A 16,893-nucleotide genomic window follows, 5' to 3' on the forward strand; every position below is an offset into this window, starting at 1 on the left:
TCTGCAAGAAGAGCTGTGCAAAATGCAAGAAGAAGCTCTAATCTGCAAGAAGAGCGGTGCGAAATGCAAGAAGAAGCGCGAATCTGCAAGAAGAGCGGTGCGAAATGCAAGAAGAAGCGCTAATCCGCAAGAAGAGCGGTGCGAAATGCAAGAAGAAGCGCTAATCTGCAAGAAGTAAACGTGTTATTCCGTGACACTTACTTTTATATAGTGTAATGAGGTAAAATATATTTAAAAAACGACTTTGCTTTGTGTTAAAGCAAAGTCGTTTTTGTTTAATTATCGTAATAAATTGGTGATCCTGGGCCTAGGTCGATTCCGAGGAGCATCCATACTACTAACATTAGCGTCCAAATGATAAAGAAAAAGATTGAGTATGGGAACATGGTTGAAATAAGAGTACCGATACCCATTTTCTTATCATACTTTTGCGCATATGCAATAATTAATGCAAAATATGTCATCAATGGTGAAATGATATTTGTCGATGAATCGGCAATGCGGTACGCCATTTGAGTTAGTTCAGGTGAATAACCTAATTTCATCATAATTGGAACAAATATCGGTGCCATCATTGCCCATTTGGCAGTCGCACTTCCAATAAAAATATTGATAATACCGGCTATTATGATAAATACAATTAATAATGGGATACCATTTAGACTAATCGTATTTAAAAACTCTGCACCATATACACCAATTAACATACCTAAATTGGATTCTGTAAAATATGCTACAAACTGGCCAGCAGCAAACGATAGGATAATAAACATTCCCATTGAGCCCATCGTCTCTGATAAATGATTCGCTACATCTTTGTCGTTCTTTACATTTTTCGTTACAATTCCATAAACGACACCAGGGATAAAGAACAAAATAAATATAATAGGCACAAGGGAACTCATGAATGGCGATATAATCACTGCACCATCTTCTCCCCGCAACGGCGCATTTTCAGGTACGATTAATAAAGATGCTGCAATCACACTGATCAGAAGTGATAAACCAGCATATCGCAAACCTTTTTTCTCGATTTTAGATAACCCTGTTGCCTCTTCTTTATAACTACCGGTATATGCTCCTAACCTTGGTTCAACAATCTTCTCTGTTACAAATGTTCCGACGATCGTTAATAGAAATACAGAAACGACTGTGAAATAATAGTTCATCAAAATATTCATCGTCTCAGCATATGCTTCTCCTTCAGCACCAATGGTGGCAACAGCAGCCATCGTCATCTCTCCGAGTAATGGCTCTAAAGCCGTTGGAACCAGGTTGGCACTAAATCCGGCAGATACCCCCGCAAAGGCTGCAGCTAAACCTGCTAATGGATGACGACCTAAAGCTGCAAACAACACGGCCCCTAAAGGCGGCAAAACTACATAACCAGCATCTGTTGCAACACTTGACATAATACCTGCAAATACTAATCCAGCAGTTATTAAAGATTTTGGTAAGGATAGAACAAAAGCACGTAAACCTGCACTAATAAGGCCGGTACGTTCTGCTAAACCTATTCCCAACATTGTCACTAAAACGACACCGAGCGGAGCAAAATTGATAAAGTTATCAACCATGCTTGTGAAAATGTAAGCAATTCCTTCCGCATTTAATAAGTTTTTCACGGTAATCTGTTCTTCAGCATCTCCTGGATGTTGAACAGATACACCTGTTGAGGAAACAATCGCAGACGTAATTAAAACGATAAATGCTAGTATAATAAAAAGTGTTACTGGATGCGGTAACTTGTTTCCGACATATTCAATCCGATTAAGGCTTCTTTGAAATAAGCCTTGCTTTTTCTTTCCTTCCATTTGATATTCACCCTTTTATATAATTAAATTAATTTTCAGAAAATTATCTAAATTTTCTAGCAAACCAAAATCTATTATAAGGATTTATCATACAATTTCATAGAGGAATTAAAAAAGTTCTAATTTTAAAAAAATTCTAACTTCTTAACTATCACATAACCTTTTTATAATTAATAAAAAAAGCTTGAAGAGTCACGAAACTCTACAAGCTTTCCTTCTAATAATTACTCTGCGGTTCTTGCGGTTCTTTTTCTTAGGCGAAGTGCAGTTATGAATAGTGCTAGAAGTACCGCAAGTACACCTGCAATACTAAAAGAGAATAGTGATTTGTTCTCATAGAATTTAGTTAACAAACCTTTTTCGGTAATAGCAAAAGGTAGTGATTGTGTCACTTCATTGCCTGCTTTGTCATACGCCGTAACTTCGATATTGTATTCATTGATGTCCGAGAATTGTAAGTTGATCTCATCATCTTCTAAGTCCGAATCTTCAGGTACCTCTCCATTTACAGTTACTTGCTTAATTGTATCTTCTGGATTCTCCAAACGGATTGCTACTTCAACTGATTCAACGGATTGGGTATCTTCTTCTACCCCTTCAAATAAGACAACTGGTGGAGTCTGGTCAATAATAAATTCCACTGTAAGTTGCTGAATATTACCTGCCTGATCCTTCACCTCAAAGTAAAGTACATGTTTGCCTTCGGTTTCAATCGGATCACCTAACTCATAAGGTTCTCCGTTTAAAGTTAAGGCAATAATATCATAACCTGTCATATCTTCAATGAGTAGATCAGGAATGATGACTTCACTTAAATACTTTCCGGATATTTCCTCTTCAAAGAGGATTTTTGGCGCAGTTTTATCAATTGTAAAAACAATAGACCTTTCTGACACATTGTCTGCTAAATCGGTAATTACTGCTTTCAATTCATAATTCTGTTCCTTTGTTAGCTGAATTCCATTTTCAAATGGAGCACCATTTAACGTGACAGAAGTTCGGTCTTGATCAAGATGTTTATCCGAATATTCAACATGTGGTCTAATATCATTATTGAAAAAACCTTCAATAATGCCTGTGATACTTAATTCAGGTCTTGTAGTATCTAGAATAAATCCAACATTTAATGTTGTTTCATTCCCAGCTTTATCTTTTGCCAATACCTCATAATTATATTCCATTTCTTTGGAAGCTACCGGAACATTTCCAGCGACATTGTTTCCACCATTTAAGCGAACAGAAACGATCGTATCTTCGTCATTATCCAGCTGGAAGATAGGCTGGAAGATGTGGTTGATGTAAGAGCCATCCATTAGTTCTTTGTTATCGCCACCCATGATTGGTGTGATATCTGGTGCTGTTTTATCAATAGTGAACGCAATACTTTCTGTTTGATTATTATTTGCTTTATCCGTTGATTCCACAAAAATTTCATAGTCGCCTTCTTGACTAAATCGGTGAGAAAAGCTGGCAACTGAATCTTGATAACCATTATTCGTAATAGAAAAGCCCCCAACTGGGTAATTAGCACCATCACGTGTAACACGAATGGTATTGCTATCAAAATTAACATCCTTGATCGTTACACCAACTGGTACGTCTTCATTATAATATTCGCCATCTTCCACACCTGTTATATCAATAGCAGGGTCCACTGTATCTATTACAAAACTCTTTTGCGCTGTTTTACTATTGTTTCCTGCTTCATCTGTTGCATCTATCTTTGCTGTATAAGCGCCATCTGCTGTAAATCCATAGCTTAGTCTTGACATGGATCCTGCAGTTCGCCAAGCGTTACCTTTACTTGCTTCTACTAGATTCGTAATATTTTGTCCATTTCTAGTAACTTCGAATTGGACACTATTACTTGAATAATTAGTCTCTCTTATCGTGAATTCTGCCGTTTGAGCCTTATTGTAATACTCGCCATCTATTACATTATTAATTGATAATGCTGGTGCTGTTTTATCGATTGTAAAATTAACAGATTGTGATTTCCCTTTATTACCTGCCAGGTCTGTTGCGTCAATTTGCACACGATAAGTTCCTTCGCGAGCTGTATCAAACGTATATTGCCAATTCATCGCCCGTCTTGAAAATGCAGGTGTTTCACCCGTATTATAAGGCTCCATTTTGCCAGTACTTTGGTTTAATTTAAAAACCTTTAAACTTGTGTCTGATTTACTAACATTGGCATCATTTACGGAAACCGTTACTTTTTTGCTGCTTTTATAATGTGTATCATTCGTAACTCCAGAGATAGATATGTCCGGATTTACGGTATCAATAGTGAATGTATCAGACTTAGATACTGCCTTATTTCCAGCAGCGTCTGTTGCATTTGTTACAATTCTATATTTCCCATCTTTCGTAAAAGGAAAAGCTAAGGATGTTACTTCCTTTTCATTCTTCCATTTAGTGAATTCATTAGTGATTTTTTCATAGTCACCATTCATTTTTTCACGATAAACCTCAATGGTCACATCGTTGGTATTATAGTTATGCTCTGTTATTTTTACAGTTGCCGTTTTTTCCTCTTTGTTAAACGAAGCAATGTTTGTTAATTCAATTTTTGGTTCAATATTATCTACTGCGAAAGACATACTTGATTGATTTGAACGGCCCGATTTATCTTCAGTCTTAACAATTATTTCGTAATCCCCATCCGCTTCAAAGAACTCTTCATCCAGAATATATTGATAATTCTCCTTGTCAGATGAAACCCATTTACCAGTATCACTTTCAGCGTAAGTTTCTGTATTACCTTTATTATCTTTCACGCGAATAGTAACTTCTTTATTTTTTACGTTTTCTTCTGTTAATGTGATAGGAACAAGGTCATTTATTCCTTTATCTTTGATCTTTTCAAATGTTATAAATTCTGGCATTTGATGATCAATGGAAATAACAGGATTCGTTTTATCAATGGTAAATTCTATTACTTGAGATGATTTGTTTCCAGCGTCATCAACGGAAGAAATTTCGATTGCGTAATCTCCTTCTTCGTCAAAAGTGAACTCCTCTGAAAAATTGTCTTCTCCACTTTTTTCATATTTAAAATCTTCATCTTTATTGTTGGTGATAAGTAGGTCATAGCTAGCGATATTCGTATCTGCAATATCAATAGCTACTTCTCGATCATCATCATAATGAACCGTATCCTCTACACCATCAACATTAATAGTAGGATTGGTCAAATCAATTGTGAAATTTTTATTGATCACTTTTGATTTGTTTCCTGCCTTATCCTCACTGCTAAGTGTTACTTCGTAGTCACCATCTTGATCAAACGTATACGTTAAACTAGACTCTTTACTTTCTTTACGCCATTTTTGACTTCCTTCTACCTCTTCCGTTATATCTTCTCCATCTCTTGTTACTTCAAAGTAAACTGTATTTTCAGGATGGTTTAATTCATTTACATGGAAGTTTACTTGTTGTTCCGTTGCGTAATACTTTCCATCTGCTAAACTATCGATCGACACTTCTGGATTAGTTTTATCAATAGTAAACGTTATATGCTGTCTATCTGCTTGTTGACCAGCCAAGTCTGTTGCGTCTAATATAATTTCGTATTTACCTTCTGCTTCAAAATCATATTGCCAAACAGCTCGTTTTTTATCAAAGACAAGATCGGTTTCTATGTTCATTACTTCGAATTGTGAAGTCTCTTCATTCCATTTATTCACTTCTAAGCTTGTTAAGGATTCATCAATATTTTGATCTTTGACTTCAATATCAACCGATTTGCTCATATTATAATGCGCCTGATCTTCTACACCAGAAATTACTGTACGTGGTTTATTTGTATCGATTGTAAAGGTAGCTGAAGTACCTTGCGCCTGATTTCCAGCATCATCAGTTGCAGCAATATTCATCTTGTATGTTCCATCTTCCTCAAAAGGAAATGATGCAGAAGATTCATAACTAGTATTCTCCCACTCATCAAATTCTTCTGTTGAATAGGCTTCATACTCACCATCTTCATTCTGTTTTTCAATCTGAATGTTTACATTATTTCGTTGATAGTTTACCTCTGATATTACAACTTCCTGGACTAATTTTTTATCATTGTAACGACTAACTTCTGTAAGTTCTATGACTGGTGCAGTATCATCGATAGTGAAGGTATGCTCCTTTTCAGAAGAACGACCTGATTGATCTGACGCATCTACAGAAATCGTATATTGACCATCTGCCTCAAAAATCTCTTCATCAAAATTGAATTGATACGTGTCCTCTGATTCCACCCATTTACCAGCATCTTGATTTGTCCATGTTTTTTCATTTCCTTCTGTATTTAGGAATTGAACTTTTACTTCTTTGTCTTTTAAGTAATCATCAGCAACACTTATGTCAAAAAGTTCTGAAAAGCCACCCTGTTCGTTCGCATATGCCGAATTCACATGCTCTTTTTCTTTTAATTGTGTGTCTAAAATGACTTCAGGATCTGTTTTATCAACAATGAAAGAACGATTAACTTTCTCTGTATCACCACTAAAATTTTGTGCCTCAATGGTTAACTCATATTGCCCTTCTTCAAAATTATGTGTAATCCAATATAGAAAAAGTAATCCACCTAAATCATCGCTGTCTAAATAGTGTTCGTTTGTATCATCTAAAAGGTTATATTTCGTAACTGTAAATGATGGTCCAGTTCCAAAATCCCAAAGATTGATATTTAATTCAACATCATTTTGATAATATTCTTGCAAGTCTCCGTTATTCGTTCTATCTCTAATGGTGATCAAATCACTATTGCTATACAAAGTGAATGTCCTGTTAACTGTTTTTTGGTTACCTGCATCATCAATCAATGTTGCCGATACCTCATATTCACCAGCAACATCCACCTCGTAAGTACCGATTGCTCCCTCATCAGTAGAAGACAACTCTACTTCTTCCTCGTTCACTACATCGTTAAACGATCGATGTGTAACCTTAAATGAACTTTCTTGCAAATTCAAATGAGGATCTTTCACACTTAGTGATAAATCAAAAGCTTCATTATACTTTGATTCATTATCAATTGAGCCCACACCATCTTTAATTGTCACTACAGGTGCAGTTTGGTCAACTGTAATTGCAAATGAATCTAGCTCATGCGTTTTTTCGCCTTTTTCATCCTTAACAGTTGCTTCTAACGTATAGTTACCATCTTTCTTAAATGTGTAATCTTCTAAAGTCGCTGTTTTTCCATTTACATTTAGGTCTACTTCTTCAATGATATCACCATCTTTCACAAATACCTTTGCTGATTCAATATCAATACCGTTTTGTATTCCCAATGAAAAAGTAGAATTGTTTAGCACTGCTCCATCTTCTACTTGATTACCATCACTTGAAATTTGCCACTTAGGCTCCCCGTTGTGCACATAAAAAGTTAAAGTCTCTTCATCTGCTTGATTACCTGCCTTATCTGCAGCATTTATGGTTACCTGATAATCACCATCTTCTTCAAAATCGATGGATGCCCTATTACCATCCCACTCTACTGGCGAATCGGCTGGCTCTCCATTATGAGTCCATTCAATACTTTTATCCGCTAAATTCTCTTCATCAATAGTCACTTCTAGCGTTGGCGTATTATTATGATAGACTTCCTGATTTTCGATACCTTCATAACCAATAACAGGTTTAGTGGCATCTCTTGTAATAGAAAAGTCGATTGGATTTTGCTGAGTAGGAATGTTCCAAGCATTGTCTTCTTTAAAATAAAGTGCTATTTCTAAATTTCCATCCTCAGACAAACTGTCCACTGTGACTTGATAGCGCCCTTGAAAGTTCCCCGAACCGTCTTTCACTTCGGTAACTGTTGAACTTTTACCGTTACTGTCTAATTGTGCTTCCACATTGAATGGTTGGTCATATGCTATAGCAGAACCCTCATCATCTTCTTTCGGCAATTTTTCATAATAGTTACTTAAATCTACCGTGAAAGACACACTATTACTTGTTGTCGTCCGTTCACTTTCAAACCGGTACTCCTGGCTTAAATCCCAGGTATCGCCTCCATATTCAACCTTAATGTCTAACTCACTGGAAGAAAACACACTGGAAGAAAAAATAAATGCGGCTGCGACAAAAATCATTAGAAATGAAACGAGAAGATACCATTTACTATTCTTGTTCCTTTTGATATAACTCACTTAATACCCTCCTTAAATACTGGTTCTTTATGAACAACTACAATGTCCTCTTCGATAACAAAAGGATGATTTTCTTCACCCAGTAACTCGGTTTCATTGGCTAATAGTGTTGTCTCTTCTAATAACTCTGTTTGGTGTTCTTCTTCTAATAAAGCCGTTTGTGAAGGGTTATCTTCCTCCACTATTTCGGTGAAATTATTCTCTGCTTCTAGTAACTCAGTTTGCTCGTACGTTTGCTGTGGTTTAACTTGTGAAACCTGTTCACTTTGACTCCCATTCGTGGTATTCAATTTTTTTAATTTAATGCTGCTTGACGTATGTTCTTGTTTGTACCACATTTGAAAAGCAGCATTATTTTGATTTCTTTTGTGCTTCCTCATTCGAAGACCTGTTAAATCCTCTAAAACGTCTAAGATATCAAGTCTTTTAAATAACCAAATAGCAATTGGAAGGGTGATCAATGCACCAGTAATACCACCATATAGCATTATTTTATATGTTAATTCCATATCACCCCTCCTATATAACTGAATTATTTTGCAGTCTTCGCTCTAATTTTTCTACATCTGAATTATCTTTTATTTCATCCAGTTCCATTAATTCCTGGTAATATTGTCTGACTGTATCATAGTTCCTTTTATCTTCTTCTTTATCCTGCTCCATATCTATCAACAAATTAATTAGTTTTACATACGACGAGATTGAGTTAGGATACTGCTGCAAAATCTCTTGATAATAGGTAACTGCTTGTGCATTTTCCCCTATCTCATGATAAATACTGCCGATCGTAATCATGATGTCCTCTTGATCTTCTACATCAAGCAGTAAAAGATTATTATAGTGATCGATTGCTTGATAAAAGTCTTCACTTGCACTAGTTTGACTTTCTGGTTGTATCCCTCTACTATAATAGGCTTGTGCTAATTTACGCTCGAAATTTTCTTCAAAACTAAAGGTTAACTCATCCTGATCAAGTATTTCGATAATAGATTGGGCTTTATTAATGATGTCAATGGCTTTTGTGTTAGCATCTTCTATTTGTCCCTTATACGAAAGATAGATATTCGCAAGGGCATTGTAATTTTCAACTTTTCTTCTATTGTTGGCTTCACTATCGTTAAATTGTTCGAAGTTTTCCAATTCTTCTACAAATTTAGCAAAATCAATATTTAACTCACTCATGGTTGAGGCTAGTGTTTTATAGTATTGGGCTTCCGGCTCCTCTTCTTCGTCGACTTGTCTGAAATACTTTAAGGCATTGTTATAATCCTTTTGTACATCAAAGTAGGTCATACCCACATAAAACAAAACCTCATCATTATCATCAACGCCACCATATCCTTGATCTATATTTGACTCAATAGCTGCAAGACCTTTTTCTGTCTCGCCTCTATTTACATAGAAATCTAATAATCTGTTATATGCTTGTGCCCTACCACTATCTAATGAGATAGCTTTTTCTAATAGAATTTTAGCTTCCGTTTCTTCTCCTTCAATAAGGGCATTTTCAGCCTCACTTATTAACCCCATATAATCCTGGTATTGCACTTTCTGCACACCGTTATACCCAAACACTGCTGTACCAGTAAAGCCAAGAAATAATAAAGACGGTAAAAGGAAGAAAGCTAATTTCTTTGTTAATTGCTTTTTATAACCTTGTGTTAATTTGTTTATCTGATTGAGATCAACATATAACTCCTCAACTTGCTGGTAGCGCTCTTCAGGCTCCACTTGTGTACAGCGTTGAATGATATATTCAAGCCCTTCCGGTAATGTTGGATCCCATGTTCGAATAGGTCTAATTTCAAAAGGAGGTTCATTTAAACTTTTACCTGTTACAAGGTGGTAAAGAGTAACACCTAAACTATAAATGTCTGTTCGCCTATCTGTTTGTTTACCTGCAATTTGTTCTGGTGCTGCATATGCCTTAGTTCCCAAATTAGTTGTGTCTGTCGAACTTTCTGTCTTATATTCTCTGGCAATCCCAAAATCAACGAGTTTTATTTTTCCGTCCGGTGTCAACATCACGTTATCGGGTTTCATATCTCGGTATATAATCGGATGTGGCTCTTGATTGTGCAGATAACCTAGCACGTCCGCTAATTGTTTCGCCCATTCAATTACATCATCTGGTGGAACCCGATATTCTCGGTCCAGCTTTTCCTTTAGAGATTCACCCTCAATGTAATCCATTACGACATAAATGCCATCTTTTGTTTCGATAATGTCATAAATTCTCGGTAAAGCCGGATGTTCTAATTTTTTCAGCATATTAGCTTCTACTACTAGGCTGTTGAGGAGTACTTCATGATTGCTACTTTGGCGTTTGCGAATATCTTTAACAACTAATGACTTCTTGAGGCGATTATCCATCGCTAAATAAACAATACTCATACCACCGCGACCGATTTCCTTCAGAATTTCATATCTGCCATCCACTACTTTTCCAATTTGCAGCATAATTTAAAGCCTCCTCTCAATTTGACAACCTCTCAGCACTCTACAATAGTCGGTTTCTTAAAATTACCAATCTATAATTTTACACTTTTACTATTTCTTTTCTAACAAATAAGAGTGAGTGAACGTCTGTGTATACGCCCTAATAGGGTTTTTAATTGTCTCCCCCAATAACATATACTTTGGTATTTTTTTGTTCACTATCTGTATGAAAAACAAGTGCACGATCACCATCAATTGCGGGTCCGTGTGCATCTCCATCACTTAAAACATAATTTTCCTTCATATCACCTGTTTTCCCATCAATCACTGTAAATCTGTTCTTATTTGTCCCTTTTTCATTTAAGGTGGTTCTCACATATACATCACCATTGTTGTATGACACTTCAAAATCGTCATGTGACGGTCCGTCTATATTTGTCTCTTGAACCAATTCTCCACCAATCGCTGTATGCCAAAGTGTCTGACCATCATTTTTGTCGTATGCTGATATACCATATTTTGATTTCATATAAAGGGTGTCGCCCTCTATTTCCACTCGTAAATCATCAATACCCTCTGATCTCGTCATTTCCGGGGTAGTGAGTAGTTTTTCTGGTGTCTCCACCCCATCCGTAAATTTATACACGTGCACACTAGTTTCACCTGTATTAGTCATTGTTTCTTCTGATTCTTCGGTTACATAAAAGTCGTTTCCATCCGTACCGACGTAATGTAAATAAGTCTCTGCTTCATATTCAAACATTTTCTCACCATCGGCTGTTGAAAAAACTGCTAGACCCTCATCGCCCTGCAATACGACAGCATTATCAGTTCCATACACTTTAGCAAAGGAGAAGTCCACATCTGGTTCAATTTGCCATAGTTCTTCTTCTTGTTTTGTATCAAAAGCAATAATTTTTCCATCATCTTGCCAAATTATACTATCACCACTCTTGGATATGGATGGTATAGAATCTACAGGTGTTAGTACTTTTTTCTCTCCTGTATCTATGTTGATTTCAACAAGATGATATTGATCGCGATTCTCTAAATCTTCTCCATTAATTGTATAATGGTACTCATTAAAAAAATAAGATGTTGCGTATGTAGCATTTCTCTGTAGAGGTCTTCCATCACCATCTAATGAAAAATCGCTCATTTTTCCATTTAGATAATCATAATAAAAACTTTTTGTATCTCCACTCAAAACCACTGTGCCATTACCTGCAACTATTTGGAAAACATGTTCAGGTAATTCAGCATTATCAATGGTATTCACTTGATAGTCAGATTCTTCAAAATTTGTAGTTTCCCAATCTAATAGATTTGTGATTGTATTGTCTGCATTTGATTCATCTGCTGTGTTACTTCCCTCTTCGCCATCTGCAGGTTTTGAATCATTGCTGCATGCAATTAAGCCAACTGCAAGCAGAAGTGAAATTCCGATTAAATAGATTATTTGTTTTTTCATTGTATGTGTATCTCCTTTATATAATATTGTTATATTAAGTCTTGTCTTTCTCATCAATATTTGCAGTTGCGAATTTACAATAAGAAAAAGGTTTGATATTCCCAAAGCCTATTTTAATTTTATTAAAATAGATGTAATATCATCTGTTTCTTGTCTGTTTTGGATTGTGTTTACAATGGATGCCAACGTGTTTTGCATTGCTTCCTTTGTTTTTAGTAAGGATGGTTGCAAGTCTTGCAGCATTTCCTGATCTGTTAGTCGATGATAAAATCCATCTGTACATAGTAGAATCATTTCATTTTCAGTTAACACACCACTTGTTGTGGCAACCTCTATAACTGGTTCAATTCCAATACACTGTAATAGCACATGACGTTCGGGATGTGTTGTTGCCTGTTCCATCGTAATCGTTCCTCTTTCTAATTCTCTTGCAACGACGGATTGATCTTTTGTTAATTGATTAAGCTCTTGCCCTATCGAATACGCGCGACTGTCTCCTACTTGAAATGTGAAAAACTGCTGTTCTCTCACTAAGATGGCAGTCAGTGTAGTGCCACATTTTATTTGATTCAATGTTCCATAATCGATTAATTGTTCATTTAAATACTCTATTTTATTTACAAAATGAACGGGAATCTCGTCAAAAGAATAGCTCTGCAACAGATTTGGCAATGTCTCTTGAAACCATTCTGATAATCCCTCTATGATCATAGTACTTGCTACTTCACCTTTTCCTAGTCCACCCATTCCATCACATACCACGAATAAGCCGACTGTACCTTGATTCGTTTGTGCTGTCTTGATCATTAGTGCATCTTGGTTTATTTGTTTCATCGTTCCTTTTTCCGTATAATAAGTTGTCATAAAAGGCACCAATTCCGCCGTCCTTTCCTATTGTTTATTTTGGCGTTACAATGGATACCGTTATATTATCAGTAGCCCCTCTTACATCCGCATCATTCACAAGAAAATCTGCTAATGATTGATAGGATTGCTCTGAGTCTTCTAATGTTTGGAAACTATCTACTAACGCCTCTATTGGATAAATGTTATAAAAGCCATCACTGCATAAGAAGAAAATATCTTTTTTTGAAAACGTTCCTTCCATCGTAAGTGGGGATAATCCTTCATTAATTCCTAAACATTGCATGATTACGTTCTTCTTTGGATGGTGTTCTGCTTCTTCAACTGTTAATAATTTCTTTCTCACCTGATCCATTACCCACGAATGATCTTCCGTCAATTGAGTTAAATCATGCTGCTGTTCTTCATTGCGATCAGACAGCTGGTAAACTCTACTATCCCCAACATGAATAATGAAATATGTATCCTTGTAAAGGAATAAGACAGAAGCTGTGGTACCAATTTTCTTGCCTGAGTCTTTTGCTTCTTGAAGGAGGTCTTCATTTATTTCCTTTAATAACATTTCCATTTCACTTGCTATTTTTGTAAATGGATAGGGAAGAGCTAAGATCGCTGATGCCTTTTTTCTAAACCACGTATCCAGCTTGGTAACAACCATTTGACTTGCTATTTCCCCAGCTTCATACCCTCCCATTCCATCGGCAACAACTGTTACCAGCAATTCATTACCTTTCCGATCGACCTTCGTATTGAGATAGGCATTATCTTCATTTGTATTTCTGACAGATCCCTTGTGTGTGGATAGTCCATATCTCCATGTAGACTTCTTTAGTTTCATAAGCATTATCCTTTGTGGAATGTATATGTGATTTTTGCCAGTCTTACTCGATCGCCCTCATTCAATGGATAGGTTTTATAGGCAACCATTGGCTGATCATTCAGCTTACTACCGTTTTTCGAACCTAGATCTTTGACCATATACGTTTCTCCATTCTTGATAATTTCTATATGGGTTCTGGATATGCCCGCCGTATCTTCAAAGTATTGAACGGTAGATTGATTTCTTCCGATGATAAAAGAATCAGAGTGAAGCTGAATTTTTTCACTTTGACCATTCCGATCCACTTCTAGATATGCTCCACCTTCAACGTTTTCATCTAACGCAACGGTTGAATTCGATTGGGAAAGAAGTGTTGTTTCTTGATGCAGATTTTGAAAATAATTTTCGCTATTTGCTAGAGCTGGTTTTAGTTGTTCTTCATATGAATGCGATTGTGAATCATCTACCTGTTTAGGACTAATACCTTGATTCTTCTTTTGTTGTTTTTGTTTTTTTGGTGTTTTGTCTTGATTCGTTTCATCTAATGTTGATTTATTACGTGTATTTTTACCAAATACAGCTAGGAAATAATAAATACCGGCAAATACAGCAATTGATAAACCGGCGCTTATGTATAGCATGCCTTCTGTAGGGAACGATTGGTACATTTTCCAAATGACAGCTAGACCCAACACGCCTACACAAAATACAATAATAGGACTAGGACCTTTCTTTTCCTGCTCTTTTGCAACCTCTGTTGGAGCTTCTTGTTTTTTCTGTTTCTCTTGCTTTTTTGGTGTGGCTTTTTTAGCTTCAGGCTGACTTGGTTTTGGTGTTGATTGGACTGGCTTTTTCACTGGTTCTGGTTGTGGATTTGAAGCCTGATTATTTTGATTGGTGGGAGCTGCATATTGAGTCTTCTTTTCCCATGGTTGTTTTGGTGTTACTTCTTTTACTGCAGTTTTACGCAGTTCATCTAATTTCTGCATTAATTCTTTTAGTTGAAAATCAGTTCCATTCAAATAACTCGTTAACTGCTGCACTCCATCACCTGACAGCGCCTTAACATAGCCAACTAACTTAAAAAATAATTCTCTAAATTCTGCATGCAATGTAGGCTTTTGCGTAATATCCTTTAAAGGTAGATACGTAAGTGCAACATCTTTCGTATCTTTGCCGATAAAAATGAAATTCTCATGCAAAACATAATGTTGCTCATCTAGCATATATTCTTTACTAGATTCTATCGCAGAACTGATATGATAAAGTAGCTCATATAGCTCATTCATCGTCAATCCGCGTTCTCTTACGTATTGTGAAAGCATTCTTTTTGAGGAAATATCATAATAGAATTTGACGTTAAAATCTATTTCTTGCACTTCTAGTGGTAATACTTTTTCTATCGTATTTGCACTCATCATTTTCACTTGAATATTTGCTAATTCATCACTTTGCAGTGGAGAAGGTTCCTGTCGAGATATTGTCATGAAATGGCCTTGTTGCTGTTCGAAGTCACACAACAAGCCATAAATGGTTTCATTCATCCATCATTCTCCTCACTTTCAATCGATTTTCGTTTATTGTTTTAGAAATAATAAAATGTTACTAATATACCTGGAACTACCGCATACATAAACGGATAATGTTTAATTTTTAATTCAAGGAAACTATCCAGCGAATGTTTTGGTTCCTTTTTTAACTTAGTAAGAATCCAGCGATACGTGTAAAAAATAAATTTCTTTAATACTTTAAACTTAAATAATAATAGGATAATAAGACTGATAAAACCGGCAAAAATAACTGAATAAAGTATCGAATATAATGAGAATTCCATTCCTGTCAATGCACCAACCCCAGCAAAAAATTTAACATCTCCAGCAGCTAATGCTTTAAAGAAATATAGTAAAATTAAAACGAAAACACTTATTACAATACCAAGAAGGGAAAAAAATACTCCTCCCAACATTCCGGTAACTAAGTGATACCCGATACCAACAATAACAGCAGTAATTGTTAACCAATTTGGAATCTTGTTATAGCGGATATCCATATAGAAGGCAATCACAACATAAACAATTAACAGATAAAAATGCAGTGACATATTAAATAATTTCCTTTCTAAGAACCGACCCAGGCTCGTTCTTTCGCACGTTTTTCAATAATAAAGGTTTCTTTAATAAACGGAATTGGTAAATCAAGTTCATATTGGGTTGTAAGCTCAACATATTCGCTACCACCACTGGTAAAAACATTTGGTAACTTTGCTTCAGTAACTTTTACATTTTCTGATTCCACAATATTCCTTTGGTCTTCCAATTGTAAATAATTTCTCACAACCGTGGTAAGTGCAGCAGCACCTGCTTCATCAAGAGGTTGTCCTACTTTAGCTTTAATGTCATTGTAGGTGTCTTCTCCAAGAGTTTCCGTTACAGACGTTTCAATTAAATCTATATTTTCTGCAACTCCCGCTTCGAGCTCTGAATATTTTTCATTACTCTTCGCTAACGTATGTACTTCATCCACTAACACTTTTGCGGGATATATTTGTGTGGCAATCTGTTTTGCCGTTTCTGATGTTGCCCGATTTACAGCAATATCTATTAAGGAAAACTTCACCATATATATTAGAAAGACTAAAAAGAGAATAAAGAATGGCATAAAAATAGCAGCTTCTAATGTAATACTCCCATCCTCTTGCTTAAACAAGCGCTTCATCCGATCACCTCCAGTTGTGAAATTTTTAAACATAGTTATTCACTTGAATAATTATTCTTTATGCTATTGTTTAGCTTTCAAAAGCTACAATTTTCCCTCTTATATACTGAACTTTTAATCACTCGCTTCATCAGCATTAAGTCGCCATGTAAGCTCTGTTGATACACCTGATTTCCCGAAGTTAAATACAAAATCATAGTATTCTGATTCAGTCAAATCAAATAGCATTTGTGCTTCAGCAGTGTCTTCTGATTCTAGTGTTTCATCCAGAATATTAATAGAGTCAAAGTATGAAGTATTCTCGTTGCTGAGCTCTTCATCATCTAGTAATCTGGCATTAATTACTCGCCTCGTCTTGACTAAAATTCCATTTTAATGATGTAGCATTTTCTTCTAGTGCTCCATAATTAAATATTAATTGATAATTACTAGACTCAGTTGCGTAAAATACTAACTCTCCACTTGCTGTCTCTCCAACAGCGATTTCTCCAGTAATCTGTTCCGCAGAATCAAAAAATTGGTTACCTTCCATTGTTTCTTCATCGTCAAATAGTTCGGCCCAATATACGTCTTCACCGTTAATTGGCTCAGATCCTACATTCTTAACAGAGTAATCCACTA

At 35.8% G+C, this 16,893-nt stretch carries 11 protein-coding genes; all 11 read right to left on the reverse strand.

Annotation, left to right across the window (positions count from 1 at the left end; translation table 11 throughout):
- Positions 1-275: 275 nt before the first annotated feature.
- Complete coding sequence (locus BN3107_RS01495; protein ID WP_058305872.1) at positions 276-1,814, reverse strand: AbgT family transporter; 1,539 nt, start codon at positions 1,812-1,814, stop codon at positions 276-278.
- 224 nt (positions 1,815-2,038) lie between these two features.
- A complete protein-coding gene (locus tag BN3107_RS01500; protein ID WP_058305873.1) occupies positions 2,039-7,963 on the reverse strand; it encodes an Ig-like domain-containing protein in 5,925 nt (1,974 codons plus the stop codon).
- Complete coding sequence (locus tag BN3107_RS01505; RefSeq protein ID WP_058305874.1) at positions 7,960-8,472, reverse strand: hypothetical protein; 513 nt, start codon at positions 8,470-8,472, stop codon at positions 7,960-7,962. The genes BN3107_RS01500 and BN3107_RS01505 overlap by 4 nt, the downstream gene beginning before the upstream one ends.
- Before the next feature lie 10 nt (positions 8,473-8,482).
- Complete coding sequence (locus tag BN3107_RS01510; RefSeq protein WP_058305875.1) at positions 8,483-10,423, reverse strand: serine/threonine-protein kinase; 1,941 nt, start codon at positions 10,421-10,423, stop codon at positions 8,483-8,485.
- A 151-nt stretch (positions 10,424-10,574) separates the two neighbouring features.
- A complete protein-coding gene (locus BN3107_RS01515; protein ID WP_058305876.1) occupies positions 10,575-11,873 on the reverse strand; it encodes an outer membrane protein assembly factor BamB family protein in 1,299 nt (432 codons plus the stop codon).
- A 108-nt stretch (positions 11,874-11,981) separates the two neighbouring features.
- On the reverse strand, positions 11,982-12,737 hold the full coding sequence (locus BN3107_RS01520; RefSeq protein ID WP_148434614.1) for a PP2C family protein-serine/threonine phosphatase: 756 nt from the start codon (positions 12,735-12,737) through the stop codon (positions 11,982-11,984).
- Positions 12,738-12,771: 34 nt separating this feature from the next.
- Positions 12,772-13,575, reverse strand: coding sequence for a PP2C family protein-serine/threonine phosphatase (locus BN3107_RS01525; protein ID WP_058305878.1), 804 nt, complete (start codon positions 13,573-13,575; stop codon positions 12,772-12,774).
- 5 nt (positions 13,576-13,580) lie between these two features.
- The gene (locus BN3107_RS01530; protein WP_058305879.1) at positions 13,581-15,101 is read right to left on the reverse strand and encodes a DUF6382 domain-containing protein; all 1,521 of its coding nucleotides are present in this window, start codon (positions 15,099-15,101) and stop codon (positions 13,581-13,583) included.
- Between the two features lie 41 nt (positions 15,102-15,142).
- On the reverse strand, positions 15,143-15,658 hold the full coding sequence (locus BN3107_RS01535; protein ID WP_058305880.1) for an A24 family peptidase: 516 nt from the start codon (positions 15,656-15,658) through the stop codon (positions 15,143-15,145).
- 17 nt (positions 15,659-15,675) lie between these two features.
- Positions 15,676-16,272 (reverse strand): TadE/TadG family type IV pilus assembly protein, encoded by a 597-nt coding sequence (locus BN3107_RS01540; protein WP_058305881.1) that lies wholly within the window; start codon positions 16,270-16,272, stop codon positions 15,676-15,678.
- A 337-nt stretch (positions 16,273-16,609) separates the two neighbouring features.
- The gene (locus BN3107_RS01545) at positions 16,610-16,891 is read right to left on the reverse strand and encodes a hypothetical protein (protein WP_058305882.1); all 282 of its coding nucleotides are present in this window, start codon (positions 16,889-16,891) and stop codon (positions 16,610-16,612) included.
- Between the last annotated feature and the right edge of the window lie 2 nt (positions 16,892-16,893).

It is taken from the genome of Gracilibacillus massiliensis (assembly GCF_001458115.1).
Taxonomy (GTDB): domain Bacteria; phylum Bacillota; class Bacilli; order Bacillales; family Amphibacillaceae; genus Gracilibacillus; species Gracilibacillus massiliensis.

Coding starts and splice junctions, on each gene's coding strand:
- BN3107_RS01495 (WP_058305872.1), bottom strand. CDS start 1,814: ATGGAAGGAAAGAAAAAGCAAGGCTTATTTCAAAGAAGCCTTAATCGG.
- BN3107_RS01505 (WP_058305874.1), bottom strand. CDS start 8,472: ATGGAATTAACATATAAAATAATGCTATATGGTGGTATTACTGGTGCA.
- BN3107_RS01510 (WP_058305875.1), bottom strand. CDS start 10,423: ATGCTGCAAATTGGAAAAGTAGTGGATGGCAGATATGAAATTCTGAAG.
- BN3107_RS01515 (WP_058305876.1), bottom strand. CDS start 11,873: ATGAAAAAACAAATAATCTATTTAATCGGAATTTCACTTCTGCTTGCA.
- BN3107_RS01520 (WP_148434614.1), bottom strand. CDS start 12,737: ATGACAACTTATTATACGGAAAAAGGAACGATGAAACAAATAAACCAA.
- BN3107_RS01525 (WP_058305878.1), bottom strand. CDS start 13,575: ATGAAACTAAAGAAGTCTACATGGAGATATGGACTATCCACACACAAG.
- BN3107_RS01530 (WP_058305879.1), bottom strand. CDS start 15,101: ATGAATGAAACCATTTATGGCTTGTTGTGTGACTTCGAACAGCAACAA.
- BN3107_RS01535 (WP_058305880.1), bottom strand. CDS start 15,658: ATGTCACTGCATTTTTATCTGTTAATTGTTTATGTTGTGATTGCCTTC.
- BN3107_RS01540 (WP_058305881.1), bottom strand. CDS start 16,272: ATGAAGCGCTTGTTTAAGCAAGAGGATGGGAGTATTACATTAGAAGCT.